The following is a 23,777-nucleotide window of genomic DNA, read 5'->3' on the forward strand; positions in this document are numbered from 1 at the left end:
AAAAAGCCCAGTGATATTCTCACTAGGCTTTTTTCATGGCAGCAAATACTTGTCCGTCCAGCTTCTCAGCGGCACGTCCATCATAAACCTTTGCATATCTTGGGGCGGATTCAAGCTGCGCTCCATAAAAAAGCGCGTTACGCACCGCCATAATTTCAACATCAAAGCAGCACATCTTGAAAGGTACATCCTGAAGTGGATCCTGCTTTACAACGGCACTGCCGTTAATAGCATAGACAGTACCCTCACCGAACACAGTGACGGTTACTAACGGGTTGACCTTCATGTTGTTCACGAGTCTGGAACGATGATCTACAGCCAGACGCACAGTACTAGGACTAACTGCATAAATCCACGAAATGGCCGTGGACGTTGGACCTCCTGATTCCGCATCAACTGTGTTGAGAAGAACAAAAGTTTCCGATTGCAGCATCGATAACAAGGTTTCGTTCAGCTGAGCAACGGCTTCGGACATAAGTACTGGCCCCCTATGCGGCGTAAATTCATTCAATTTATTATATTATAGCACAGGCTGAAACTTGCATTCAATTTTAGGGCGAAGTGTTATTAAGGACTTTAAGGCGCCTCAGTGGATTCTGAAGTGGAATTAGCAGAAACTCCTGCTAATCGATCCTGCAAGCTTTTCTTGGCAGCCTCAAGCTCCTCATCATTAATATATACATACGGACTTCGCCACGTTCCAGTCACGGGCTTGAATTCGATATCATCTTTGGAAATCTTCCAATAAGTCGCAATCATATCTTTAATCTGCGAATTTTCGATATCAGTCTTCATATTACTATCCACTGCGTCAAGTACCTTGCCTATTTTTAATACTCCACCAAGCGATTGCATCTGATCCACCAGTGAATGAAGGACCTCATTCTGACGTTTGTTCCGATCAAAATCATCTGAACCCTTAGTCTTAGGCTTGCAATTAGATTTACGGTATCGCACATAATCTAGCGCTTTATCTCCATCAAGCTCCGCCGGACCTTTTTTCAAATTGATATTCGTACCGTCAACGCTGTCTGTATAACACATATTATCGCTAATGTTGACTTTGACTCCACCAAGCTCGTCCACCACATCGCGGAAGCCTTGAAAATCCAGAATCGTTGTATAATCTACGTCAATATCTAGATATTTGCCCATCATTGTCTTCATCTCATCTTCTGCCAAAATGCCAGAAGAATCTTCTTTCCCCTTAAAGCGAGCATAGAATTCGTTAATCTTCGTTTGCTTGTATCCATTGAGCTCAACTAAGGTATCGCGTGGAAGAGAGACAATGGTTGCTGATTTCGTCTTAGGATTAAGCGCTGCAACCATAATAACATCTGTCAATCTAGATTGATGTTTTGGTCTATTATCCGTACCCAGGATAAGCATCGTCAGTGGTTTTTCTGTAGCCGAATGTCCTGGGGCAACCGTTCCTTTACTACCTGCATTAAAGACCCCATTTTCAAGTTTCCAATACAGATAGCCCCCGTAGCCCAATACGCCAAGAATCGCAATAATGAGTAAGGTTAACAGGATTCTAACTAATCTGCCAAAAAAGCCTCTCTTTTGCGGTTTCTTCTTTTTTTTCTTAGGAGCACCCTTCACAGGCTGTTTTCTATTATTCGGTTGTTGACCACTTGCTCGTGGAGGTAAACTGCTGTTTCGTGTACTCATAGTAGAATAAAGTCCTCTTCATTTCATTTGGAATTAAAATTGCTACACTTAAATAGACGTTGCATAAGCAGTAAAAGTTTCGATTACTGTCTTTTTGCTGCAGCTGCAGCCTTTCTCTTCTGTCGAGCTTCTACGATATAACGTATCCGTACCATCAGCATTAATCCGACGGCGACCAGCAGACACTGAATGATCGGTAGCTTATCATGTTGAAAAATGAGGAGCATGCCGGAGCCGATTGCCATCATTATGTACAGCATAATCTCTTTGCCAATCGATAACTTTTGATTCACACGAAATACCTGATTATACACAAATGTAAGCAATATAAAAATAACAATATAAGCGACGATTGGATGCTCAGCAAACCAGACTTGCATAGATACCGCACTCCTCCCAAATTTAAGATACGTTTACATTATATCATCAGTAAGGGAAGTTTTTGTTATAAAAAAAACCGCCGAAAGTTAAACCTCCGACGGCTCTTTACTATAATAAGCTGATCTTACGCGTTTGCTTGTGCCATTTTACGTTGCTTCTCTACACGTTCGCGTTCGCCTTTGTTCAGAATCTTTTTGCGCAAGCGAATGGATTTAGGTGTGATTTCACAATATTCATCATCATTCAAATATTCAAGTGCGCCTTCCAAAGAGAAGGTACGTGGTGTCTTCATTTTTACAGTATCGTCCTTACCTGAGGTACGCATGTTGGTAAGTGCTTTTTCTCTACAGATGTTAACGATAATATCGTTATCACGGGTATGCTCGCCTACGATCATACCTTCATAAATTTCTGTACCTGCATCCAAGAAGAGAATACCACGATCCTCAACGCCCACTATTCCATATTGTGTTGTTGATCCAGTCTCACTGGCTACAAGCACACCTTGATGACGTCCGCCAACTTGACCAGCAACCAGTGGAGCATAGCTGTCAAAAGCATGGTTCATAACACCGTAACCACGTGTCAAAGTCAAGAAGTAAGTGTTGTAACCAATCAAACCACGTGCAGGAATCAGGAACTCCAGACGTACTTGACCCGTACCGTTGTTAATCATGTTGACCATTTCGGCTTTGCGAGTGCCCAGACTTTCCATAACAGAGCCCATGCTTTCTTCAGGAATGTCAATCATAAGACGCTCAAGTGGCTCCGATTTAACACCATCGATTTCTTTAATGATTACTTGTGGTTTAGAAACTTGCATTTCATAACCTTCACGACGCATATTCTCGATCAGAATACCAAGGTGAAGCTCACCGCGTCCAGAAACGATAAATGCATCAGGACTATCCGTTTCATCCACACGCAAACTCACATCTGTCTCAAGTTCTTTAAAGAGACGCTCACGCAGTTTACGGGAAGTTACCCATTTACCTTCTTTACCAGCAAAAGGACTGTTATTCACAAGGAAAGTCATTTGCATCGTAGGCTCGTCGATCTTAAGAACAGGCAGTGCTTCTGGATTCGCTGGATCAGCAATGGTCTCACCAATGTTAATGTCCTTGATCCCTGCGATAGCAACGATATCCCCTGCGCCCGCTTCTTCTGTTTCAATACGTTTTAAACCTTGGAAGCCGAACAATTTCTCAATACGTGCGGTTTTACTCTTACCGTCACGCATAATTACAGTTACAGATTGACCTTGTTTGATCACACCGCGGTTTACACGGCCAATAGCAATACGACCCAAGTATTCGTTATAATCCATCAACGTTACGAGGAATTGAAGCGGGTCTTCTACACTTTCAGTTGGAGCTGGGATATGCTCAACGATTGTTTCGTAAAGTGAAAGCATTGTCTCATCTTGCTTCTCAGGAACCATGCTTGATGTACCATTAAGAGCAGATGCATAGACAACCGGGAATTCCAATTGTTCGTCATTTGCTTCAAGTTCGATGAACAAATCGAGCACTTCATCAATAACTTCCTTAGGTCGAGCAGCTGGACGGTCAATCTTGTTCACGACAACGATCGGTGTAAGTTTTTGTTCCAATGCTTTACGCAGAACGAATTTCGTTTGCGGCATGCAGCCTTCATAAGCATCAACAACCAGCAATACACCGTCAACCATTTTCATAATCCGTTCTACTTCGCCACCGAAGTCAGCGTGTCCAGGTGTATCCACAATATTGATCAAAAACTCTTTATAAGTAATTGCTGTATTTTTAGCTAGGATTGTAATTCCGCGTTCCCGCTCGATATCGTTAGAGTCCATAGCGCGTTCTTGTACGTGTTCGTGTGCGCTGAAGATCCCCGATTGCTGAAGAAGCTGATCGACGAGTGTTGTTTTGCCATGGTCAACGTGGGCAATGATCGCAATGTTGCGAATATCTTTTCTTGAATGCATGATTTGTATCCAAATCCTCTCATTTATCAAATTAAAACTGTTAAAATTCTTAGCATGTCACGGCAGTCTCACAAAAGAAGCGCCAGGCAGAAAGCCGACGCTTCAACATAACATTAATATTATAGTGAAAGCACTATGAAAAGCAAGTCTTTTTATGAAAAAAACAGTTGGCAAATTCCGTTTTTTTTCACAAGATCCAACATTAATTAACTTCGATACCATCTATTTCGGCCACGAGTTCTACCCCGACCTGTAATCAGCCAAATTCCTGCCACGATGAATACAATACCAATTAGATAGATCACACCCGTACCCATAAGACTGAAAATACAAAGCGCTATGCTTAGAACGCCTAGTATTACAGCAATTGCAGATAGTCCCCCTGACCGTCTTGGAGAATTTATGGAATATTCATACAGACCTACGGCAATGCCGAGCAGAAGCACAGGCCATAAATATTTCATAAGCCCCCATCCCCATATATTGCAAAGACCAAACAATAAACCATATACCGTTAATATTCCCGCGGGAATCAATACTGTTGCCGAAGCGCGGCGGCTAAAAAATAACATATGTAGAACCAATCCTGGAAGTAAAATCACTAGCGGCCAAAGGGCTCGTCCCAAAAATCCGAAGACCCCCAGCTTACCGAATAAAATCAAGACGCCCGCAGCTACAATGAATATACCTAGTCTCATGTCATTCTTGGAAGACATCCTTCACCCATCCCTTCAAATTCACGTCTACCTCATTACCTTGCCGTCTCATACCCAGAAAACGACAGGATTCTTATTCATATATTATCTGAAACATACACAAAATGCCATCACTGACCATGCAAAATATCCCCACAAAGTGGCGCTTTGCTTCGATGCGTACTCAGGTACTTTGCGGGGGCCCCAAATATATACTTTCTGATACGTCAAAAAAGGACGATTCCAATTTATGGAGATGTCCTTGTAGTATTGCCTTTTATTGCAATTTATTAACCTACTGATGTTGTTCTTCGTTTAATTGCTCCAGTAACAACTACTAATATTCCTAAAGCGATCGGCAGTATGGAATGCGTGGATGGGAGCAAAAAGGAGAGCATTGTCCCTAATTTTGCATCCTGAAGCATCATATCACCTGCTGTAAAGGCTAAAATATAAGCGCCGATAAATACGAGTATCGGAAATCTATGCAGCCACCCCACAATGAGGCCACTTCCCCATACTACAATCGGAATGCTGAGCGCAATCCCGATGACAATTAAAGCCAAATCCCCTTTGGCTAGACCGGCAATTGCCAGGACATTATCAAGACTCATAATAAAATCAGCCACGAGAATCGTTCGGATGGATTTCCATACGGAGGATGTTTCCGCGACTCTAAGGTCCTCCTCTTCTTCCAGCAGCAGCTTGAACGCAATCCATAGCAGCAGAATTCCTCCTCCAGCCTGGATATAAGGGATTTTCAACAGTAATACCGCAGCAAAAGTTAGCAAGCAGCGCAGAATAACAGCTCCCGCAGCTCCCCACCATACCGCAATCTTCCGGTGCTTCTCCGGAAGGTCCTTACTGGCCATCGCAATGACCATAGCATTATCTCCACTCAGCACAAGATTGATCATCAATATTTCACCAAGGAGCAATAATGATTCCATTCGCTTTTACCTCCCCGAATCACATGTAACTACATGTATGTTCGGAAGTGACAAGCTATGCTTCCTGTCCAACTTTTTTTGAGGATGAAAGCATGTATGCCCCTTTTTTTGCGTATACAAAACTAAGCATATCTTCGTGCTCATCTTAACTAACTTTAGGGGTGACTATGCCTTGAATACATCCATATGGGAGTTTGTATTATCACTGCTCAATATTATTTTTCTAGATCTCATTCTGGCGGGAGACAATGCCATAGTCATCGGACTTGCTGCGCGTAATTTGCCGAACAGCACTCAAAAAAAAGCAATTGTGCTTGGAACAGCAGGTGCCGTCGTATTACGGATTTTCGCAACGGTTCTGGTCGTATGGTTATTAAAAATCCCTTGGTTACTGCTGGCAGGCGGGATTTTACTTATTCTAATTGCCTATAAGCTGTTAACAGATGAGAACAATTCAACGAATATCAAGGCTGGTCAAAGCTTAGGGGCCGCTGTGGGTACAATCATTCTAGCCGATGCTGCGATGGGGCTGGATAATGTCATCGCCATTGCGGGAGTCGCTAAGCACAATATCTCTCTAGTTGTCATAGGACTGTTAATCAGCGTTCCAATTGTGGTCTGGGGAAGCACTCTCTTTATTAAATTAATCAACAAATATCCATGGATTATTTATATTGGCTCAGCAGTCCTAGGGTTTACAGCCTCAAGCATGATTACAGATGAGCAGCAGCTATCCCCATTTTTTGAGCAGCATCCACTATTGAGAGCTCTGTTTATATTTGTGATCATTGTTGGCATCTTAATTGGAGGACACTGGAGACGCCAATCAAGCCATAATAATTCAAAAAAGCTGCCTCAACCGTAGATGTTGCTACGAATGAGACAGCCTTTTGTTTATAATATTAGAACCATTCTTCCTGTAATCCAGCCTGAGCACTTACTACATCTTTAGGCTTCTCATCTCCATACGGAGTGATCAGCACGGTCTCCGTGGCTTGAATCGCTGCGTCCAGTAATGCAGAGTAACCTGGGAGCGTAGCTTCAATCTTATCTACAATCCGTAAATTCGGATTCGTTGTAGGTGATTTAGGTACAAATAATGTACAGCAATCCTCATAAGGAAGAATTGACAGGTCATAGGTGCCGATATTCTTAGACAGCTCTACAATATCACTTTTGTCCATCATTACCAGCGGACGTAAAAGAGGAAGTTCTGTCGCACGACCGATCACATTCATACTTGGTAACGTCTGGCTAGCAACCTGTCCAAGACTTTCACCGGTTACGATCGCGAGGGCACCCTCACGTTCAGCAAGCTGTGTAGTAATTCTCAGCATAGCTCGACGCATCAACGTAATAATCAGATTATCCTGACCTATTCCGGTAAAAGATGTCTGCACCTCTGTAAAAGGTACTAAGTGTAGCTTGATGACTCCCGCATATCGTGACAATACCCGCGTAAGATCAACCACCTTTTGCCGGGCAAGCTCACTCGTATAAGGATAGCTATAGAAATGTACGCACTCCACTTCGAGTCCACGACGCATGGATGACCAACCGGCTACAGGACTATCAATGCCTCCGGACAGCAATAACATCGCTTTTCCATTCGTACCAAGCGGAAATCCACCAACACCAGCAATATTTTCACAAAATATAAAAGTATGACCTTGACGAATTTCGACTTTCAGCTCCAATTGAGGTGACTTTACATCCACAGTAAGTCCGGAATAGCCTTGCAGCAGTGGTGTCGAGACTAGCTTATTCATCTCCATGGAGCCATATGGGAACTCTTTCCACACCCGGCGTGCATTAACTTTAAATGTAGTTCCCAGTGCAGGTGCGATGATCTCCAAAAAATGACGGCTGACAGCCACAATATCCTCGAGATCTGACTTGGCCACCTTTACCGGACTGACAGAAGCGATTCCGAATACATTCTTCAATGCTTCTACCAATGGGGCAGCAGTTTCTCCATTCAGTTCCACGTAAATTCTTCCAAATTCTTTGGTTAGAACCACCTTTGGATATGGCTTAATCATTTCTTTCACATGACGTAGTACCGTTTTCTCAAATCTGGCACGGTTTTTGCCCTTTAATGTAAACTCCCCGAAACGCAAAAGCAGCATATCGGCATAATCAATACTATTGGCACTGCCTTTAGCAGATTCTTGATTCATCACACTCATTAGTTACTTCATACCTCCTTCAGCAATCTTTAAAGCTCGTACCGCAGTAATTAGTGCTTTCTCAAGCGCTGCGACATCTTCTTCAGTGTGACTATCACCGAAACTGATGCGGATGCCTCCTGAAGCTACAGAGACATCTTTCCCCATAGATAATAGAACACGACTAGGTTCTGCCAGTCGGGAGGAGCAAGCCGATCGAGTAGAAACAGCCATCCCTAGTTCCTCCAGCTTACGGGCGAACACTTCCCCTTTCATGCCAGGGTATGAGAAATGCACAATATGAGGGGCTCCATCCTCTCTGCTGTTTATAACAAATTCAGGAACGCTGTGCAAGAAGCGTAACAGCCGATCCCGAAGTGGGAGCAATCGGGCATAGAAGGTTTCGCGCTGCTCAACACCCATCCGCACGGCTTTGGAAGAAGCAACAATTGCAGGTACATTCTCAGTTCCAGCACGTAGTCCCTCTTCATGAGAACCACCTGAAAGTAAGGGGAACAGTTGAATTCCTTCTTTAATATAGAGAAGCCCCGCTCCGCGAGGACCTCGAATTTTGTGAGGAGACAAGCTGTAAAGATCCGCTTTCCATCCTTTGAGGTCAACAGCAAGCTTACCATATCCCTGAACGCCATCCACATGAAATAAGGTTCGTGGATTTACGGATTTAATCAGCCTGCCAATCTCCATCAGCGGCTGTACTGTTCCAATTTCATTATTTACATGCATCACACTTACGAGTACGGTATCACGCCGTACTGCAGCAGCCACTCGCTCTGGATCAATCATTCCAGTGCTGTCAGGCGCTACAAAAGTAATCTCCCAGCCATTTTGTTGCAGCTGCAGACAACTTTCATACACAGAGGGATGCTCTATTTCTGTAGTTATCAGATGACGTCCTCTTGATTGATATTGCAAAGCAGCACCTTTAATGGCTAAATTGTTACTCTCCGTAGCCCCAGATGTAAATAGGATCTCCTTTGGTTGTACAGATAACGCAGCTGCACATACTTCTCGTGAACGCCTGATCAGCTTTGCCGCTTCACTACCGGCGCGGTGTAAGGAGGACGGGTTAGCATAATGCAGCTTCATAATTTGTTCCATCGTCTTCACCACGTCTTCATAGGGTGGTGTGGCGGCGGCATAATCCCAGTAAAGCATATATCGATTGTCTCCTTTACTTCTTTAAAGTACAGAATCATTCTTTTTTAAATTTCGAAAAAGGATCAAACGGTGATCCCAAATACCAGCATGTGGTTTAAGGGAAATACCCGTTTGATCCTTTTTATTATACAGCGTATTCCGCGCGAGCGCGTTCTATTTTAGTGAGATAAGACTGCGTCTCTTTAGGGAGCAGTGTAAGTTTCTCCAATAATTCCTGATCATTGCTTACCCCAAGGTTAATTACCCTTGCAGGCCCTGCATTGTAAGCCGCTAATGCCATCTTTTCCTGTCCCTCAAAGCGTTTCAATTGATAAGACAGATAGCGTACACCACCATCAATATTTTGAGCAGGATTGAATGAATCAGAAACCCCTAACCCACGCGCTGTTCCATCCATTAATTGCATTAATCCTTTAGCACCAGCCGAAGAGACAACGTTTGGATTAAAGGAAGATTCTGTATCAATCACAGCTTTTATCAAATCGACTGGCACCCCGTACTTAGCACTCGCCGTTTGAATCAGATCATCATAGCTTGTTGGTTTAGTATCCGTTATTTCCCCGGAAATTACACTATCGATACTTTCAGCTGTTCCGCCTATCTGTTGCCATAACAAGCTACTAACTGATGAAGCATCCGGAAGTGACGTCAAGAAGTTTGTATCCCCGCCATTAGACGAGTTAGAAGATAAAGCTTGAAGCATTGCTGCAAATTGAGAGGCTGACGCGCCTGATCTTTCAGTTTCATTTGCTGAGCTACTCTTGTCGGTTGCACTCTTTAAGCTTACCCATTTAAGCTGCCCTAACCCATTGGTTACAGCGGGATTAATCTCCATACCGGCGCACTCCTTTGATCCTGTTGAATCATATCTATTGGTCTAACCTTAGATTTCGATGAATTACGGCTTAATATTACATTTTATCCGAGATTATTGCTATATGCTGGAATGAAAAACAGACTTCAGACCCTGATATTTAGGTCTAAAGCCTGTTATAATTCAAACTTACCAGTTCATTTCTTAGCGAGCAAAGGGTATCATCACAAAGTAACTAAGAGTGGATACAATCCCTAACCCCATCGCCCATGCCCCAAGCGTTTTTTGCTCCTTGGCATATGCATAATAACCAACCACAACTGAAATGGGCCCAAGTATGATGGACCAGAGAAACAAGGAGGCAATACCCATAGCTAGCCCAGTATAACCTATCGCTTTGCTTCCACTATATTCCTCTTCATGCTCCTTTGCTTCACTCGCCACGCGTGGTGTTGTATCCCGGATCGGCATCGAAACCGGATTCACCTCTGCGGCATATTCCTCTTGATGTTCTCTGTCCCGGCGTGGATAGTCTACTCTGCGCGGACGCAAAATAACTTTTCTCGGACCGGATTGTCCATTTGATGAACCTGATTCATGTTCCTTTTCTCTGTCCATTAGGGCGGCCTCCTAGGAGTTCGGCTTAAATGTTAAACAGCATGTTGCAGACGATGTTGCGACTTGATCGTGGTGACCTTCATTCGTCATTTCTTCAGCATATTCTTCTTTAAATCCACTGCCAGCGTGCTTGTCGATCTCAATAATAATTTCTTCTGCCCGGCATAAATTATGCTCGCCCCAATAATGACAATTGCTTACACTGCATTTGACTAATGGCTTTACACTCGACATATTTATCACCTCGGCTTCATTATGTCCGCATGATTTACCCCCTATTCGACAGGACGGTTTCCAGTTGATGTAACGATGCCCACGCAAAATATCCCCACAAAGTGGGGGGGCGCTTCGATGCGTACTCAGGTACTTTGTGGGGGCCCCAAATATATAAATTCTAATACGTCAAAAAAGGATCAGCCCTCGTCATTATGACGAAGTGCTGATCCTTTACACGAACGAGTTAACTGTTAAACCTGATTTTGCATACGTTTCTCAGTCAAATAGTCGTTCTCATAATAAGTAAGGTCATCGCGTAGCTCTTCATAGGTCTTGGTAATTTCTAGAATGATATCACGCGCCGGACGAACTGGCTTTTTACGGAAACGGATAGCATCCTGTCCAGTATAAGCATAACGTCCATCTTCAGAATAGCTTTCGTTCTTTGGATAGAAGAAGTTATTCACGCCATAGTGATATACATTATAAAGCGCTTTCTGCGCAAAAGATTCATCGAATGTAGCACGACGCAGCGCAACTCCCAGCTTCTCATAAGACATTTCCGAGAACACTAACAGATGACGGACATCGGATAGAAATCCTTGATAAAATTGTACAGTTTCTTCATCATCTTCTGTTACAAGCTGAGGCAATGCATGCTCGTTCAGAAAAATTTCCATCTTATCAATTACATCTTTAAGTTTGTCTCTCGTCGATTCACATAATTTCTGCACATTGGCTGCTGACATGGCGGTTGCTCCCCCTTATTATTCCCTGCTCTTGTAGTCAATAAAGTTAATCTTATGAAGAAATAGTCTTTAGACATATCTCTTTATTCTTGCAATATCAGGATGCAAACACAGAGAAGTCTAACCTTCTGAAAATCAAAAGAACATCTATCGACGTATCTCCTGCAATATCAGGATGCGAACTCAAGATGCTTATTCTCTCTGATATTATCATAAAAAACGTTAGGAAGGTATCCTTTTCTAAGATGCATAAAACATACGCTCTCTTCTAAACCTATAGGCATTACAATGCGTAGAGGAGCGGAAATCATGTCACGTAAAAATCTAACGGTTGCAGGTTTGGTAACAGCTGCGTTCACAGTTGTATTACTTACCTTTGCGCTACGTCCTGCCACTAATGGGACGACCAGAGAAGTCGCTAATGTTGCTGTACCAAATCCTGCTCCAACTTCAGCCCTACATTCAGCACCAAACCCTTCACAGGAAAAATCATTGAAGAAAAGCTCCTTATCTCAAGATGTTGATGCGACGGATCATCTGAATAGAGTGGATGTCAGCAGACATTTGACTAAGCTCCTCTCTGAAACGGATGGAATCACTTCGCTTCATGATAAATCAGTGTATGCAAAACGTTTGCAGCAGAACCACGGATTTATCACTATGCTTATGTGGATTGATTTTCGCAAGCATAAAACGGAAACCTTTAAGTCCTCTTCATTTCCTCAAGGAACCGAACAGGAGAATCAGCAGCTGCAAAAATATCTTAAGACGGCGAAATCAGCGATCCATGGTCATCAATCCTATGAATCTCCAACGTTTACAATCGGTAAAGAGAAATATTACTTTATCGCTCAGCGGAACAAAGAAAAAAATGTAGGCATCATTGCACTTATTAACCAAAAGGTGCTTGGTCGTGTGGCAGACCATCAGCTGAAGAACCTGCGTCTCATTCCTTATCCGAAGGAAGGTAAGTACCGTGTAGAATCCGTTCATACCGATAATTTAAAAGATATCACCGTTAAGACCGGTCATGATAACGAAAACGCGAGCCATTTTTATGAGAATGAAATTGTCGTACGTTTCCGCAACAACTCACCTACTCCGGGGCAGCTTCAAACGATAACCGCTGATATCAACGGCAAGAAGCCACGTAAGCTTGGGTATGCCTATATTTTCCGTTCGGAGAAGATGACTTATTATGAGCTCAAAGACTATTTCACCAATAAATGGCACCCCGAATATACGGAGCCTCACTATATGTATTTAACCAATGATACGATATCTAAAAACGCAGAGGGAACAGTTACTCCAAATGACATGTTATTCTCCACCTATCAATGGAATCTGCCAGCGATCGAAACGGAGCTGGGCTGGAATCTTTCTAAGGGAAGTAAAGAAGTGATCGTAGCCGTAGTGGATACGGGAGTCCAGATCAATCATCCGGATTTGAAGGGCAAGCTTTTGACAGGGCATAACGCGATCACCAATGGCTCCACTCCAGAAGATGATGTTGGACATGGCACACATGTATCTGGAATTATAGGCGCCCTGGTCAATAATGGAGAGGGAGTAGCTGGAATCAGCTGGTACAACAAGATCCTTCCGGTAAAAGCACTCGATAATTCAGGAGCAGGTACCACTTATTCTGTTGCAGAAGGAATCATTTGGGCAGCGGACAACGGTGCGAAAGTCATAAACTTGAGTTTAGGTAACTATGCGGATTCCCAGTTTCTTCATGACGCGATCAAATATGCCTACGACCGAGATATCGTCCTCGTATCTGCTGCAGGCAACGATAATACAGAACGACCAGGTTTTCCTGCTGCGTATCCCGAAGTGATTGCAGTAGCTGCAACTAATGCTTCAGGGGAAAAAGCTTCCTTCTCCAACTACGGCGATTATATTGATGTCGCAGCACCCGGAGAAAGCATAGCAAGCACTTACCCAGATAGCCAGTATGCCGCGTTATCCGGTACATCGATGGCCAGTCCTCATGTCGCTGCGCTGGCGGGTCTGGTGCGTTCACTAAATCCGAATCTAACGAATACGGAAGTTATGGATCTTATGACCAAAAATGCTGTTGATTTAGGCACTCCCGGGCATGACAAATATTTTGGCTGGGGTCAGGTCGATATCTATAAAACATTGCAAGCCGCTAGCGGCAATCAGGTTCCACTACAGCTATGGCCACAGCATGTCCAAAAACAAATGAATCAATTGAAACAAAGATTAAGTAACTCTAAGTAACAACCTTAACCACCCATCTGCAAAAATCTACCAAGCAAACGGAGAAATAATCGTAAGCCTTCCTCCATATCCGTTTCATTCATTTGTGAATAACACAATCGGATATGCCGGGAAGGGGTCTCCGCAGAGTAACAAACATCACCCGGTAAAAAAGAAATGCTCTCCTGTTCGGCCAGCTCATGTAGCCTTCCGATATCAGGTGAAGCCGGCAACTCCAACCAGAGATTAAGACCACCCTCTGGGAGAATGTATTTTACTCCAGGCGGCGCGTAAAGCTTCAGAAGCTTCGCCGCCTTTTCCATGCGACCACGGAGTGTAACTCGTAACTGAGCAGCATAGGTTTCATACTTGTCCGCTATGAATGGCAGTACCGCCCTTTGTGTAAGCAGCGGACTCCCTAAATCACTTGCGGACTTGGCGGCGATAAGCCGTGACAGAATATTCCCACCAGCGGCTACACAGGCAATTCTGCAGCCGGGTGCAATAACTTTACTGAAACTCTTCATATATACTACATGCCCTTCGGAATCCATCGATTTGATCGTAGGCGGCGGAGGCGCATGGAAGTATAAATCACTAAATGGATCATCCTCAACAATAAGGCAACGGTAACTGCGGGCTAATTCCAGCAGACGTTGTCTTCTTGCTATGCTCATGGTTACTCCACTTGGATTCTGAAAAGTAGGGATGGTATAAATTAGCTTAGGCGGTCTTTGATCACACAATCTTGTGAGAATATCCACCCGCATCCCTTCACCGTCCGTAGGTACAAAAATCATCTCTGCACCTCGTCCTGCAAAAACATCTATAGCCCCTGTATAACTAGGAGCCTCTAGATACACTGTGTCCCCTGGTCCGACAAAGGTACGCGCCACCAGATCAATGCCTTGCTGAGTTCCGCTTGTGATCATTACATCAGAGGAAGTAAGTGCAATTCCACGTGTTTTTAAATGATCTCTCATAATTCCTCGCAGCTCCAGATCACCTTGGAAGTTCCCATAGGTTGCCATAAGCTCCGGCTGCTGAGTAACTAATGATGCGAAGGAGTCACCAATATTTTTTAGAGGAAGTAACTCACAATGAATTGCAGCTATATGAAAGGGATACTTAACTTCAGAGTAATCAAAATTGCGCCAAAGCTGAGCTCGCGGCAAATAATCATCATATACATCCTGCCAGCGACCATCTTCCTGACGTCTAGTGTGTTCAGGGTCGGTTACAAAGCAGCCTTGTCCTTGTCTGCAATAAATAAGTCCCCGCTTCTCAAGCACATCGTATGCCTTGCTTACTGTAACCTGGCTTACTCTCAAAGCTGTAGCCAAGCTTCTTACGGAGGGCAGCCGGACACCTTGCTGGAGCAGTCCTGATGAAATCCGCTGACTTAGGGTTTCACTGATTTGATGAGGCAAAGATTTACTGCCGCTGCGAATCAAATCGATATGCATGAACCCCTCACCTCCACTGTTATATTCAACGCTTTACTGTTATACAGTACTCCTATTATGATAGCACCAAATCGAAAGGTGGAGAACTCATTTATGGATATCAAATACTCGGCCGCAGCCAATCATCTAGGATCATCAGCCGTTCGTGAGATTCTAAAGGTTACACAGGGCAATGACATCATTTCACTTGCAGGCGGGCTGCCTGGGGAGGATTTGTTTCCCTTGGAGGCAGTACGAGACGCTTATAACCGTGTACTCTCCAGCGATACCTCAGTGCTTCAATACGGACTAACCGAGGGCTTTACTCCACTACGTGACAAAATCGCTGAAAGACTTACTCGGCAAGGAATCCCTGTAACAGCGTCTGAGATGATTCTGACCACAGGTTCCCAGCAAGCCATAGATCTACTATGTAAAATACTACTTGATCCCGGTGATGCTGTACTTGTTGAAGCCCCCACTTATCTAGCAGCTTTGCAGGTACTCGGCTCTTACCGAGCTGATATTCATACGATAAACAATGACGAGCAAGGCATTCTGCCAGATCACCTGGAAGATCAAATACAAAAATTACGGCCCAAACTCCTATATGCAGTTCCGACCTTCAACAATCCTTCAGGAGCAACCTGGAGTAAGGAACGCCGTGAGAAAGTGGTGGAAATTTGCCGCCGCTACAATGTTCTTATCTTAGAGGACAATCCCTATGGTGAAATAACCTTTGAAGAAAATAAAGATCTTTATCCACCCTCACTAGCGTCCATCGACAGAAGTTATGACGGCGGTTATTGTGTCGCTTACACTGGAACCTTCTCCAAAATCGTAGCCCCTGCCTTGCGTACCGGCTGGATTATCGGCGATTCTAATCTAATCAAGACCATCGCGAAAGCAAAGCAAGCAGCTGATCTGCATTCTAGCACCATTGACCAGCGCGCTTTAGATGAACTGCTGCTGCATTTCGATATTGAGCAGCATATCCGTGTCATCTCACGAGAATATTATTCTCGAATGAAGCTCTTATCCGCGGAAATCCGATCACAGAACTGGGAAGAAGCTCATTTTCTGGAGCCACGAGGCGGTATGTTCCTTTGGCTAACACTTTCCCAAGAGATCAACACGAAGGAATTACTTCCTCTAGCAGTAGAGAACGGTGTTGCTTTTGTTCCAGGTGAAGTGTTCTATTCATCACAGCCCCATAAGAATAAGATGCGTCTGAATTTCACACATACGCCACCTGAGCTTGTACCCGTTGCTGTTCAGCGTCTGGAGAAGGCGTTGGTACAATGGCAGGAAAGTCAGACCGGCATTCGATCATGAGCATGACAAAACCCGTCTTCTTCATCCTTTATGGGATGAGGAAGACGGGTTTTTTTTATTTTCCAGCCATGCTTAGAATAATTTACTTCTTAAATACTTCTATGCTATCTTTATTGAGCCTAAAATATCCATTTTCAACGAAAGACATGATTCGACTGACACTTACCCCTGTTTGAAGGGATATATTTAATACCATCGTGTCGGGTGAAGTCTCTACGATACGCCTGATTTTCTGATACATCTCATCACAACTATTGCACATCCTCTTATTGTTTCGTTCATATAAATGTCCGCAGAACCCGCAAATCTGATAATTACCCATGCTACACGTTTCCCACTTTCTACATATCTTCTTGCCACGAGCATAAACACCTTCGGCGTCTTTATAAGGATGGTAAGCGTTGCGAGAAATATAAGGATAATGTATAAAGTGAAACTTATACTTTCTTATATTTTAAAAAAGCGACGTGATCCGGTTTCCCGAGATACGCCGCCGCTTGTATGGTTGTTGTTGTTATCATAACGTTGCAGTTAGGAAAGTTTGCCGTAAGCCGGGTTCTGTGCTCGTCGTGGTTCAATCGGGAACTACCCTCCCACCATAAGCGACAATCATCTATCTAGGCCGTACATTACTGCACAGCTCCAGCGACCAACCTAGACGCGCCTCAGGCTAAGGCTGCCTATTCCAATAAAGGAATCTGCTGCGTCTCATTAGGTCTTGCTCCAGATGGGGTTTACCAGGAACGAAGTCACCAGCGTTCCTCGGGGTCTCTTACACCTCGGTTCCATCCTTGCCTGTGCCGCCCTAAGGCGGCCATCGGCGGTCCATTTCTGTGGCACTATCCTTCGACTCGCGCCGACTGGACGTTATCCAGCATCCTGCCTTATGGAGCCCGGACTTTCCTCCCGTGACGTCTTCACGTCACCGGCGATTGTCTGTCAAACTTTCCGAACAACATTATATATTATACAGACATCACCTGTCTGGCACAAGCATTATTAAATGGCAATTTTATAGGAACTTAAATGGCTCCGTATTCACCTGCGAAGCATGTACAGCTGTATCGTACTTATGCTCCACCAGTTTCCCAGTCATCCACTCTGCTACTTTCTCTTTCATGATCTTCTCTGCATTATGTCCTGGATCAATCAGAGTGATCCCAGCGAGCACGGCATCCTGTGCTGTATGGTAATCAAGATCTCCCGTAACCAACACATCCGCACCGCGGAAAATAGCACTGTTATAATACTTTCCACCCGAACCGCCGAGAACAGCCGCTTTACGAATTGGACGATCCAAATCACCCACAACACGTACATGGTCAACTTTCAGACCTTTTTTTACCGTCTCAACGAATTGCCCAAGTGTGGTAGGCTCTTTGAGCTTTCCAACCCGCCCAAGCCCTAAACTGCGGCCTTTAAGATCCATCGTGTACAAATCATAGGCAACCTCTTCATAAGGATGAGCCTTGAGCATAGCCTGTACCACTTTATTGCGGATACTTTGTGGCACGATTGTCTCAATACGGATCTCCTCAGCACGCTCCAGCTTCCCTTTTTCCCCGATATAAGGATCTGTGCCTTCTCCCGGAATAAAAGTCCCGTATCCCTCGATATTGAAGCTGCAATGACTATAGTTGCCGATTGCCCCTGCTCCTGCATTCAAAATGGCATCCAGTACCTTCTGATGATGATCCTTCGGCACAAACACAACCAGCTTTGACAATTGCTCGGAATGAATGTCTTTAATAGGCACTCCGTTCTCTATACCAAGAGCTTCCGCCATCCAATCGTTCATTCCACCTTCGGTAACATCCAGATTAGTATGACTGATGTATACCGCGATGTCATTTTTAATCAATTTTTCATACATTCGGCCCATTGGAGTGTCTGTTTGAATCCCTTGCAGCGGACGAAAAATAATCGCATGGTGGGCAATGATTAGATTACAGCCGAGACGAATTGCCTCTTCAACGACTTCATCGTTCACATCCAGTGCAACCAGTACATTGGTTATTTCTTTCTGTAAGGAACCTAGTTGCAGACCGACTTTGTCCCAATCTTCAGCTAAATGCTTTGGAGCCAGCTGCTCCATATATTGAATTACTGTTTGTCCTTTGGCAAGCATTGCAGCACCTCCGTAATCTCCTTGATCTGTTCTCGAATTAATTTTCGTTTATTCTCCGCAGATTCGAGTTCTGAACGTGACAATGAAGTAAGAATGCCTTCCAATTTTTGAACCTCTCCCTGCCATTTGGCAAAAAACACTTCATTCGGTGCTTGAATCAGAAAAGGTCCCATCTGTAGCAAGGTCTCCTGACCACGAACCATAGCGGAATCGCCTAACGTTACCTCTCGATATACATTGGCATTCGTAATTCCGGCACCTGCATCCTCTGGTACAGCTGTTAATACTTCATATAACTTGCCGTCTTCTTCCAGAATACTTTCAGCGGTAAGAACCCATTCATTATTTAACAGCCAGCGGCGCAAAATATCCTCGCCCACATTCGGTTGAAGTACCAGTGTTGTAACATCCTTAAGCTTGCCTTGACTCTGACCACGGTCTAGAATCGAGGCAATTAAAGCCCCTCCCATGCCAGCGATCGTGATACAATTAACTTCACCAGGTTCCAGTACCTCAAGGCCATCTCCTCGACGCACCGAGATTATCTTCCCTAGTCCGGCCTCTGCAACGCCCTTACAAGCAGCATCAAAGGGACCCGGGTTTACCTCACCTGCTACTGCGAATACAGCCTTACCGCTTTCTACAGCAGCCACAGGAAGCAGAGCATGATCAGAGCCGATGTCTGCCAACCTGCTTCCTTGCGGAATTTGTTCCAGCAATTGCTGAAGTCGATCTGATAATTTCACATTGTTCATGTTGCCACCCACGTTATCCATTTTTTTCGAAACAAGAACAGCAGGGCCAAGCCTACCGCAATTTTTAAAATTAGCATAAACGAAATCCACTGTGGATAATCCTGCCTCAATAAAAGAGCATCGAGTTCCGGCATCATCCATAGTGATACTCCCACTGCAAAAAAAACATTGGCAACGCCTTTAACTTTGTGATGTAATAGCCAGCTCAGCCACACCATCATTACACAGAGTGGAAGCCATAAGAGCTCAAGCTCTAGCATCGAAGCCTCAGGGCGTTTTCCACCGAAGAATCCCGCATATAATAAGGCCCAAAAAGCATAACCGCAATACTGCAGCAAGCCTATACGGAGCACAAATCCCAGAATACACCATAACAAGCCACAAGCCCCAATCAGAATCGGTCTCCAGAGCTGAGGATCAAGATCATGCAAAGCAATCAGCCATAGCCCAAAACCAAGCGATAACACACTGCCCAGCACCGCCAGGATAAGACTAATAACATGATTTCGGTTCCTGTAAACCGCTGAGTATCCATAACAAATAATTAATACGGATAGTGCTGTTGCAAGTTGCAAAGGCCAGGGAAAAACGCTAAAATAAAGACTAATCAAGAAAATCAAGGAAATAATTCCAAAACCAAACAGCCAAATTTTGATGTTTCCCTGCTGTAGATTCTTCAGCGAAATCGGATTTTTATCCTTCGCCGCAGCTTCATCATCATACAGGTTGGTTAAGAAGTCACAATATTGCTCTGGCAGCAATTTGTTATTTCTCCAATACTGTATCTCTTTTATAATAATTTCGCGTTTTTCCAAATTCACTGGCTCATCCTTCTTTCCAGATACACAAGGTCAGCACTTTTAGGGTCGTAATTCAAATAAAAGAACCTCCTGCTACTGAGCAGCAGAAGGTCCAGTTCATGAAATACTATTCAAGGAAATCCTTAAGCCGTTTACTGCGGCTAGGGTGACGAAGCTTACGTAATGCTTTAGCTTCAATCTGGCGAATCCGTTCGCGGGTAACACCGAACACTTTGCCCACTTCTTCAAGTGTTCTCGTCCGGCCATCATCTAGGCCAAAACGCAGACGAAGTACATTCTCTTCACGCTCCGTGAGCGTGTCCAGTACATCCTCCAGCTGTTCCTTCAGCAGTTCATAAGCTGCTGCATCCGCAGGAGCCAAGGCTTCCTGATCCTCAATGAAATCTCCCAGATGTGAATCGTCTTCTTCACCGATCGGTGTTTCGAGCGATACTGGCTCTTGGGCAATCTTCATGATTTCTCTAACTTTCTCAACCGTCAGCTCCATCTCAGCCGCAATTTCCTCTGGCGAAGGTTCACGTCCCAGTTCTTGCAGCAATTGACGAGAGACACGAATCAGCTTGTTGATCGTCTCAACCATGTGTACAGGAATACGAATCGTACGTGCCTGATCCGCAATCGCGCGGGTAATGGCCTGACGAATCCACCAAGTTGCATACGTACTAAATTTGAACCCTTTGTTATGGTCAAATTTCTCTACCGCTTTGATCAGACCCATATTACCTTCCTGAATCAAATCAAGGAACAGCATACCGCGTCCAACATAACGTTTAGCAATACTTACTACAAGACGTAGGTTCGCTTCAGCGAGACGACGTTTGGCTTCCTCGTCACCATTCTTAATACGCATAGCAAGCTCTACTTCATCGTCAGCCGACAACAGCGGAACGCGTCCAATTTCTTTTAGATACATACGGACAGGGTCATTAATCTTAATCCCTGGCGGCAGTGACAAATCATCATCAAAGCTGAACTCATCGCCCTCTTTGTCTTCATTGTCCTCATTTGGCCGGAGGCTGTTAACCTCCTCATCGTTCTCGTTTACAACTTCAATCCCCAAATCACTGAGTTGTTCATAGAACTCCTCCATTTGCTCGGGGTCTTGATCAAACGGCGATAATTTCTCCATAATATCTTTGTATAGCAATGATGATCTTTTCTTGCCTTGCTCAATAAGCTGATCCTTAACCTGATCCAAAGTAAATTCTGCTTCCAATTCAGTATGCTGATCGTTCGCCATAATTCGACTCCCTCCTCCCTAGGTACATCCTGTCAACATTTCATTGTCTCTCTAGGGCTATAATCTCACTTGCTATTTGTGCCGCACGCAAAAAGTCACCTGACTTTTCCGCCTGAATCATCTCTTCACGCTTCTGATCCATCTTGCGCTGCAGTGGGTATTTCCGTACTTCACGGATACAATCGTCCAGCACCTGCATATTCCAGTCTGGAGGTGTATCCATCATGGAAATTGATGTTGCAGTTTTCTCTAGACGATCATCCTGAAGCGATGATAGAAACCGACTAATGCCGGGTGGTTTGCCTTGCGCGTAATAGGCATATAGATAAGCGGCAATTGCCGCATGATCATCGATGTTGAAATCTTCTCCGAGGCGTTCGCCCACATACGTGGCAGCTTCCGGGTCCTGAATCATAAAGGACAGTAGACGCCGTTCCGCGACATGATAAGCGGGCAGCAAAGTTGGTGTCTGCACTTGCCCTTTTTTATGCCTACCATTATTCCACCTTTTGTCGTTATTATCCCCTTCAGGGATGTTTTTTTGCATCGATGCCCTAAGTAAATTACAATCCTGCTTCAAACTATCATATGAAAGTTCCAGCTCAGAAGCGATTTCCCTTAGGTAAACCTCTCTCTCTGTCGAGGAATGTAACGAAGCAATGACCTCCAAAGCTTCTTTGACGTAGGCAATTTTGCCATCTTCCTCTAGGAGTATATGGTTTTTTTTCAGATATATAAGCTTAAATTTTATGGATGAAACCGCTGAATCAATAACCTGATCCATAAACCTTTCTCCACCATGCATTGAGATGAATTCATCTGGATCGAGCCCGCTTGGCAGTAAGGCGATCTTTACACGCAAGCCACTGCCTTCAAGCATTGGAATGGACTTCATAGCAGCTGCTTGTCCTGCCCGGTCACCGTCATAAGACAGTACAATTTCATCGGCCAGACTCTTCATCAGTGCTACATGACTTTCAGTTAAAGATGTTCCCATTGTTGCTACACCGTTATGCACACCTGCTTCCCAGGCCGAAATGACATCTCCGTATCCTTCAAAGAGGACGATTTGCCGCGTTTTGCGGATGGATGCTTTGGACTGGTGCAAATTGTATAAAATCCGGCTTTTGTTAAACAATCTACTCTCTGGAGAATTAAGATACTTGGGTTGTCCTTCACCAAAAATTCTTCCGGCAAACGCAATCACCTTGCCTGTGCGGTTCGCAATCGGAAAAATAATCCGACCACGGAAACGGTCTATATAGCCTTTACCCTCACCTCGGGCAGACAAGAGTCCACCTTTCTCCATCTCAGCAAGGTCAAAATTCCGTTTCTCCAAAAATTGTAGCAAAGTATCCCAGCGGTCCGGAGCATATCCGATCTGAAACAGGTCAATCATTTTATCGCTGAAGTTCCGGGCTCTTAAATACTCCATTGCGGCTTTGCCGTGTTCCGTATTCTTCAGCAAGTAATGATAAAACTTTGCAGACCATTCATAAGCTTGAATCAACCGATCGCGTTCCGGATCAGGAGGAGACATTAGGCCTCCCTTACCTTCAGGAACGGGAATATCACTTTCTTCAGCCATTATTTTGACGGCTTCGGGGAAGGTTAATCCTTCGATTTCCATCCTAAATTTGATGGCATTTCCACCCATGCCGCAGCCAAAGCAATGAAATACTCCCCGGTCGGGGGTAACTGTAAAGGAAGGGGTTTTCTCCGAATGGAACGGGCAGAGGCCCCATAAATATTTCCCCTGCTTGGACAAATGGACTACCTTACCGACAGTATCGACAATATCATGACGTGCAAGCACGCTTTCGATAACTTCTTCCGGAATATTCCCGTGTCCGCTAGCCACTTCAACCACCTTCAATTCTTAACAAATAAATATAATTCGCTATTGCTCCACATTCTCCTGCAAAAGTATTAAAAGTTTTGTCATTTTATGTTGAAAATATATTTTTTCTTCTGCCGTTATAGGTTTTGGACCCTTAGAATAATGTCCCCGTCTTCGTTCCACGGCCCTGGCATGCCTGCCTTCCAACATAAAATCCATTTTGGAATCGTCATATTCCTGGCCACGAAAAGAAAGAACACTGCAACGTTTCCCGAGCGCAAGTGCTGCGAGACCATAGTCCCCAGTCAATACCACATCTCCAGCAGAAATATGATTGGCAATATATAGATCGGCGCTCTGATCTCCCCGGTCCACCTGCACAACCGTTACACCCTCTTCAGCTTTCAGTGCATGGTCATAAGAAGATACCATCAGTACCGGCACACCAAAGGCGCGGCCAACTTCAGCAATCTCTTTTTTGACCGGACAAGCATCCCCATCCACGACTATAGTTCTAGACCGGGACTTCTTCTCCATGATCATCACCAATTTCCCGTGTAATATATATACGCCCTTA

Annotated in this window: 22 protein-coding genes and 1 other RNA gene; 3 read left to right on the top strand and 20 right to left on the bottom strand. The window is 44.4% G+C overall.

Annotated features, from left to right (window positions below; genetic code table 11):
• Positions 1-22: 22 nt before the first annotated feature.
• The 6 genes from NYE25_RS13700 to NYE25_RS13725 all read right to left on the bottom strand — a co-directional run bounded on the left by NYE25_RS13700 (position 23) and on the right by NYE25_RS13725 (position 5,666).
• Positions 23-475 (bottom strand): pyridoxamine 5'-phosphate oxidase family protein, encoded by a 453-nt coding sequence (locus NYE25_RS13700; protein ID WP_076299659.1) that lies wholly within the window; start codon positions 473-475, stop codon positions 23-25.
• A 101-nt stretch (positions 476-576) separates the two neighbouring features.
• Complete coding sequence (locus tag NYE25_RS13705) at positions 577-1,674, bottom strand: LCP family protein (RefSeq protein WP_042190896.1); 1,098 nt, start codon at positions 1,672-1,674, stop codon at positions 577-579.
• An 83-nt stretch (positions 1,675-1,757) separates the two neighbouring features.
• Positions 1,758-2,054 carry a YlaH-like family protein gene (locus NYE25_RS13710; RefSeq protein WP_042190898.1) on the bottom strand — a complete coding sequence of 99 codons (297 nt, stop codon included), beginning with the start codon at positions 2,052-2,054 and terminating at the stop codon, positions 1,758-1,760.
• A 125-nt stretch (positions 2,055-2,179) separates the two neighbouring features.
• On the bottom strand, positions 2,180-4,021 hold the full coding sequence (gene typA, locus NYE25_RS13715; protein WP_042190900.1) for a translational GTPase TypA: 1,842 nt from the start codon (positions 4,019-4,021) through the stop codon (positions 2,180-2,182).
• Between the two features lie 206 nt (positions 4,022-4,227).
• Positions 4,228-4,737, bottom strand: coding sequence for a hypothetical protein (locus tag NYE25_RS13720; RefSeq protein ID WP_042190902.1), 510 nt, complete (start codon positions 4,735-4,737; stop codon positions 4,228-4,230).
• A 269-nt stretch (positions 4,738-5,006) separates the two neighbouring features.
• On the bottom strand, positions 5,007-5,666 hold the full coding sequence (locus NYE25_RS13725) for a TerC family protein (RefSeq protein ID WP_076284774.1): 660 nt from the start codon (positions 5,664-5,666) through the stop codon (positions 5,007-5,009).
• A gap of 172 nt (positions 5,667-5,838) precedes the next feature.
• Between NYE25_RS13725 and NYE25_RS13730 the strand changes: the two genes are divergently transcribed.
• Positions 5,839-6,531, top strand: coding sequence for a TerC family protein (locus NYE25_RS13730; protein WP_042190906.1), 693 nt, complete (start codon positions 5,839-5,841; stop codon positions 6,529-6,531).
• 37 nt (positions 6,532-6,568) lie between these two features.
• On the opposite strand, the gene thiI is transcribed toward NYE25_RS13730, so the two are convergent.
• From thiI to NYE25_RS13760, 6 genes are all read right to left on the bottom strand, one after another.
• Positions 6,569-7,855, bottom strand: coding sequence for a tRNA uracil 4-sulfurtransferase ThiI (thiI, locus tag NYE25_RS13735; RefSeq protein WP_341146120.1), 1,287 nt, complete (start codon positions 7,853-7,855; stop codon positions 6,569-6,571).
• Positions 7,856-7,858: 3 nt separating this feature from the next.
• Positions 7,859-9,010, bottom strand: coding sequence for a cysteine desulfurase family protein (locus tag NYE25_RS13740; RefSeq protein WP_341146121.1), 1,152 nt, complete (start codon positions 9,008-9,010; stop codon positions 7,859-7,861).
• A gap of 127 nt (positions 9,011-9,137) precedes the next feature.
• A complete protein-coding gene (locus NYE25_RS13745; RefSeq protein ID WP_341146122.1) occupies positions 9,138-9,848 on the bottom strand; it encodes a lytic transglycosylase domain-containing protein in 711 nt (236 codons plus the stop codon).
• Positions 9,849-10,031: 183 nt separating this feature from the next.
• Entirely contained in the window at positions 10,032-10,445 is a 414-nt protein-coding gene (locus tag NYE25_RS13750; protein ID WP_341146123.1) for a hypothetical protein, read from the bottom strand.
• A gap of 12 nt (positions 10,446-10,457) precedes the next feature.
• On the bottom strand, positions 10,458-10,679 hold the full coding sequence (locus NYE25_RS13755) for a DUF1540 domain-containing protein (RefSeq protein WP_042190912.1): 222 nt from the start codon (positions 10,677-10,679) through the stop codon (positions 10,458-10,460).
• A gap of 233 nt (positions 10,680-10,912) precedes the next feature.
• A complete protein-coding gene (locus tag NYE25_RS13760) occupies positions 10,913-11,410 on the bottom strand; it encodes a YpuI family protein (RefSeq protein ID WP_042190914.1) in 498 nt (165 codons plus the stop codon).
• 309 nt (positions 11,411-11,719) lie between these two features.
• Between NYE25_RS13760 and NYE25_RS13765 the strand changes: the two genes are divergently transcribed.
• Positions 11,720-13,657 carry a S8 family peptidase gene (locus tag NYE25_RS13765; protein WP_341146124.1) on the top strand — a complete coding sequence of 646 codons (1,938 nt, stop codon included), beginning with the start codon at positions 11,720-11,722 and terminating at the stop codon, positions 13,655-13,657.
• 5 nt (positions 13,658-13,662) lie between these two features.
• On the opposite strand, the gene pdxR is transcribed toward NYE25_RS13765, so the two are convergent.
• Positions 13,663-15,102, bottom strand: a complete 1,440-nt coding sequence (gene pdxR, locus NYE25_RS13770; protein WP_341146125.1) for a MocR-like pyridoxine biosynthesis transcription factor PdxR — start codon at positions 15,100-15,102, stop codon at positions 13,663-13,665.
• 93 nt (positions 15,103-15,195) lie between these two features.
• Between pdxR and NYE25_RS13775 the strand changes: the two genes are divergently transcribed.
• Entirely contained in the window at positions 15,196-16,416 is a 1,221-nt protein-coding gene (locus tag NYE25_RS13775) for an aminotransferase-like domain-containing protein (RefSeq protein WP_341146126.1), read from the top strand.
• 532 nt (positions 16,417-16,948) lie between these two features.
• On the opposite strand, the gene rnpB is transcribed toward NYE25_RS13775, so the two are convergent.
• The 7 genes from rnpB to NYE25_RS13810 all read right to left on the bottom strand — a co-directional run bounded on the left by rnpB (position 16,949) and on the right by NYE25_RS13810 (position 23,737).
• Positions 16,949-17,364: RNase P RNA component class A (rnpB, locus tag NYE25_RS13780), an RNA gene on the bottom strand.
• Between the two features lie 64 nt (positions 17,365-17,428).
• Positions 17,429-18,544: a Nif3-like dinuclear metal center hexameric protein gene (locus NYE25_RS13785; protein WP_341059774.1), complete on the bottom strand. Its 1,116-nt coding sequence runs from the start codon at positions 18,542-18,544 to the stop codon at positions 17,429-17,431.
• On the bottom strand, positions 18,520-19,290 hold the full coding sequence (locus NYE25_RS13790; protein WP_076284867.1) for a tRNA (adenine(22)-N(1))-methyltransferase: 771 nt from the start codon (positions 19,288-19,290) through the stop codon (positions 18,520-18,522). The genes NYE25_RS13785 and NYE25_RS13790 overlap by 25 nt, the downstream gene beginning before the upstream one ends.
• 5 nt (positions 19,291-19,295) lie before the next feature.
• Positions 19,296-20,120, bottom strand: a complete 825-nt coding sequence (locus NYE25_RS13795) for a hypothetical protein (protein WP_341146127.1) — start codon at positions 20,118-20,120, stop codon at positions 19,296-19,298.
• 106 nt (positions 20,121-20,226) lie between these two features.
• The gene (gene rpoD / locus NYE25_RS13800) at positions 20,227-21,360 is read right to left on the bottom strand and encodes an RNA polymerase sigma factor RpoD (protein WP_042130309.1); all 1,134 of its coding nucleotides are present in this window, start codon (positions 21,358-21,360) and stop codon (positions 20,227-20,229) included.
• 40 nt (positions 21,361-21,400) lie between these two features.
• Complete coding sequence (gene dnaG / locus NYE25_RS13805) at positions 21,401-23,221, bottom strand: DNA primase (protein WP_341146128.1); 1,821 nt, start codon at positions 23,219-23,221, stop codon at positions 21,401-21,403.
• A 39-nt stretch (positions 23,222-23,260) separates the two neighbouring features.
• Positions 23,261-23,737, bottom strand: a complete 477-nt coding sequence (locus NYE25_RS13810; protein WP_042194373.1) for a YaiI/YqxD family protein — start codon at positions 23,735-23,737, stop codon at positions 23,261-23,263.
• Between the last annotated feature and the right edge of the window lie 40 nt (positions 23,738-23,777).

Origin of the sequence: Paenibacillus sp. FSL E2-8871 (genome assembly GCF_038000345.1) — a bacterium.
Classification (GTDB): domain Bacteria; phylum Bacillota; class Bacilli; order Paenibacillales; family Paenibacillaceae; genus Paenibacillus_AQ.

What these genes read in the sequence shown, in the direction of transcription:
- NYE25_RS13745 (WP_341146122.1), bottom strand. Translation starts at nt 9,848, where the DNA reads ATGGAGATTAATCCCGCTGTAACCAATGGGTTAGGGCAGCTTAAATGG.
- NYE25_RS13810 (WP_042194373.1), bottom strand. Translation starts at nt 23,737, where the DNA reads ATGGAGAAGAAGTCCCGGTCTAGAACTATAGTCGTGGATGGGGATGCT.
- NYE25_RS13705 (WP_042190896.1), bottom strand. Translation starts at nt 1,674, where the DNA reads ATGAGTACACGAAACAGCAGTTTACCTCCACGAGCAAGTGGTCAACAA.
- NYE25_RS13700 (WP_076299659.1), bottom strand. Translation starts at nt 475, where the DNA reads ATGTCCGAAGCCGTTGCTCAGCTGAACGAAACCTTGTTATCGATGCTG.
- pdxR (WP_341146125.1), bottom strand. Translation starts at nt 15,102, where the DNA reads ATGCATATCGATTTGATTCGCAGCGGCAGTAAATCTTTGCCTCATCAA.
- NYE25_RS13740 (WP_341146121.1), bottom strand. Translation starts at nt 9,010, where the DNA reads ATGCTTTACTGGGATTATGCCGCCGCCACACCACCCTATGAAGACGTG.
- NYE25_RS13760 (WP_042190914.1), bottom strand. Translation starts at nt 11,410, where the DNA reads ATGTCAGCAGCCAATGTGCAGAAATTATGTGAATCGACGAGAGACAAA.
- typA (WP_042190900.1), bottom strand. Translation starts at nt 4,021, where the DNA reads ATGCATTCAAGAAAAGATATTCGCAACATTGCGATCATTGCCCACGTT.
- thiI (WP_341146120.1), bottom strand. Translation starts at nt 7,855, where the DNA reads ATGAGTGTGATGAATCAAGAATCTGCTAAAGGCAGTGCCAATAGTATT.
- NYE25_RS13720 (WP_042190902.1), bottom strand. Translation starts at nt 4,737, where the DNA reads ATGTCTTCCAAGAATGACATGAGACTAGGTATATTCATTGTAGCTGCG.
- rpoD (WP_042130309.1), bottom strand. Translation starts at nt 21,360, where the DNA reads ATGGCGAACGATCAGCATACTGAATTGGAAGCAGAATTTACTTTGGAT.
- NYE25_RS13765 (WP_341146124.1), top strand. Translation starts at nt 11,720, where the DNA reads ATGTCACGTAAAAATCTAACGGTTGCAGGTTTGGTAACAGCTGCGTTC.
- NYE25_RS13785 (WP_341059774.1), bottom strand. Translation starts at nt 18,544, where the DNA reads ATGCTTGCCAAAGGACAAACAGTAATTCAATATATGGAGCAGCTGGCT.
- NYE25_RS13755 (WP_042190912.1), bottom strand. Translation starts at nt 10,679, where the DNA reads ATGTCGAGTGTAAAGCCATTAGTCAAATGCAGTGTAAGCAATTGTCAT.
- NYE25_RS13710 (WP_042190898.1), bottom strand. Translation starts at nt 2,054, where the DNA reads ATGCAAGTCTGGTTTGCTGAGCATCCAATCGTCGCTTATATTGTTATT.
- NYE25_RS13775 (WP_341146126.1), top strand. Translation starts at nt 15,196, where the DNA reads ATGGATATCAAATACTCGGCCGCAGCCAATCATCTAGGATCATCAGCC.
- NYE25_RS13725 (WP_076284774.1), bottom strand. Translation starts at nt 5,666, where the DNA reads ATGGAATCATTATTGCTCCTTGGTGAAATATTGATGATCAATCTTGTG.
- NYE25_RS13750 (WP_341146123.1), bottom strand. Translation starts at nt 10,445, where the DNA reads ATGGACAGAGAAAAGGAACATGAATCAGGTTCATCAAATGGACAATCC.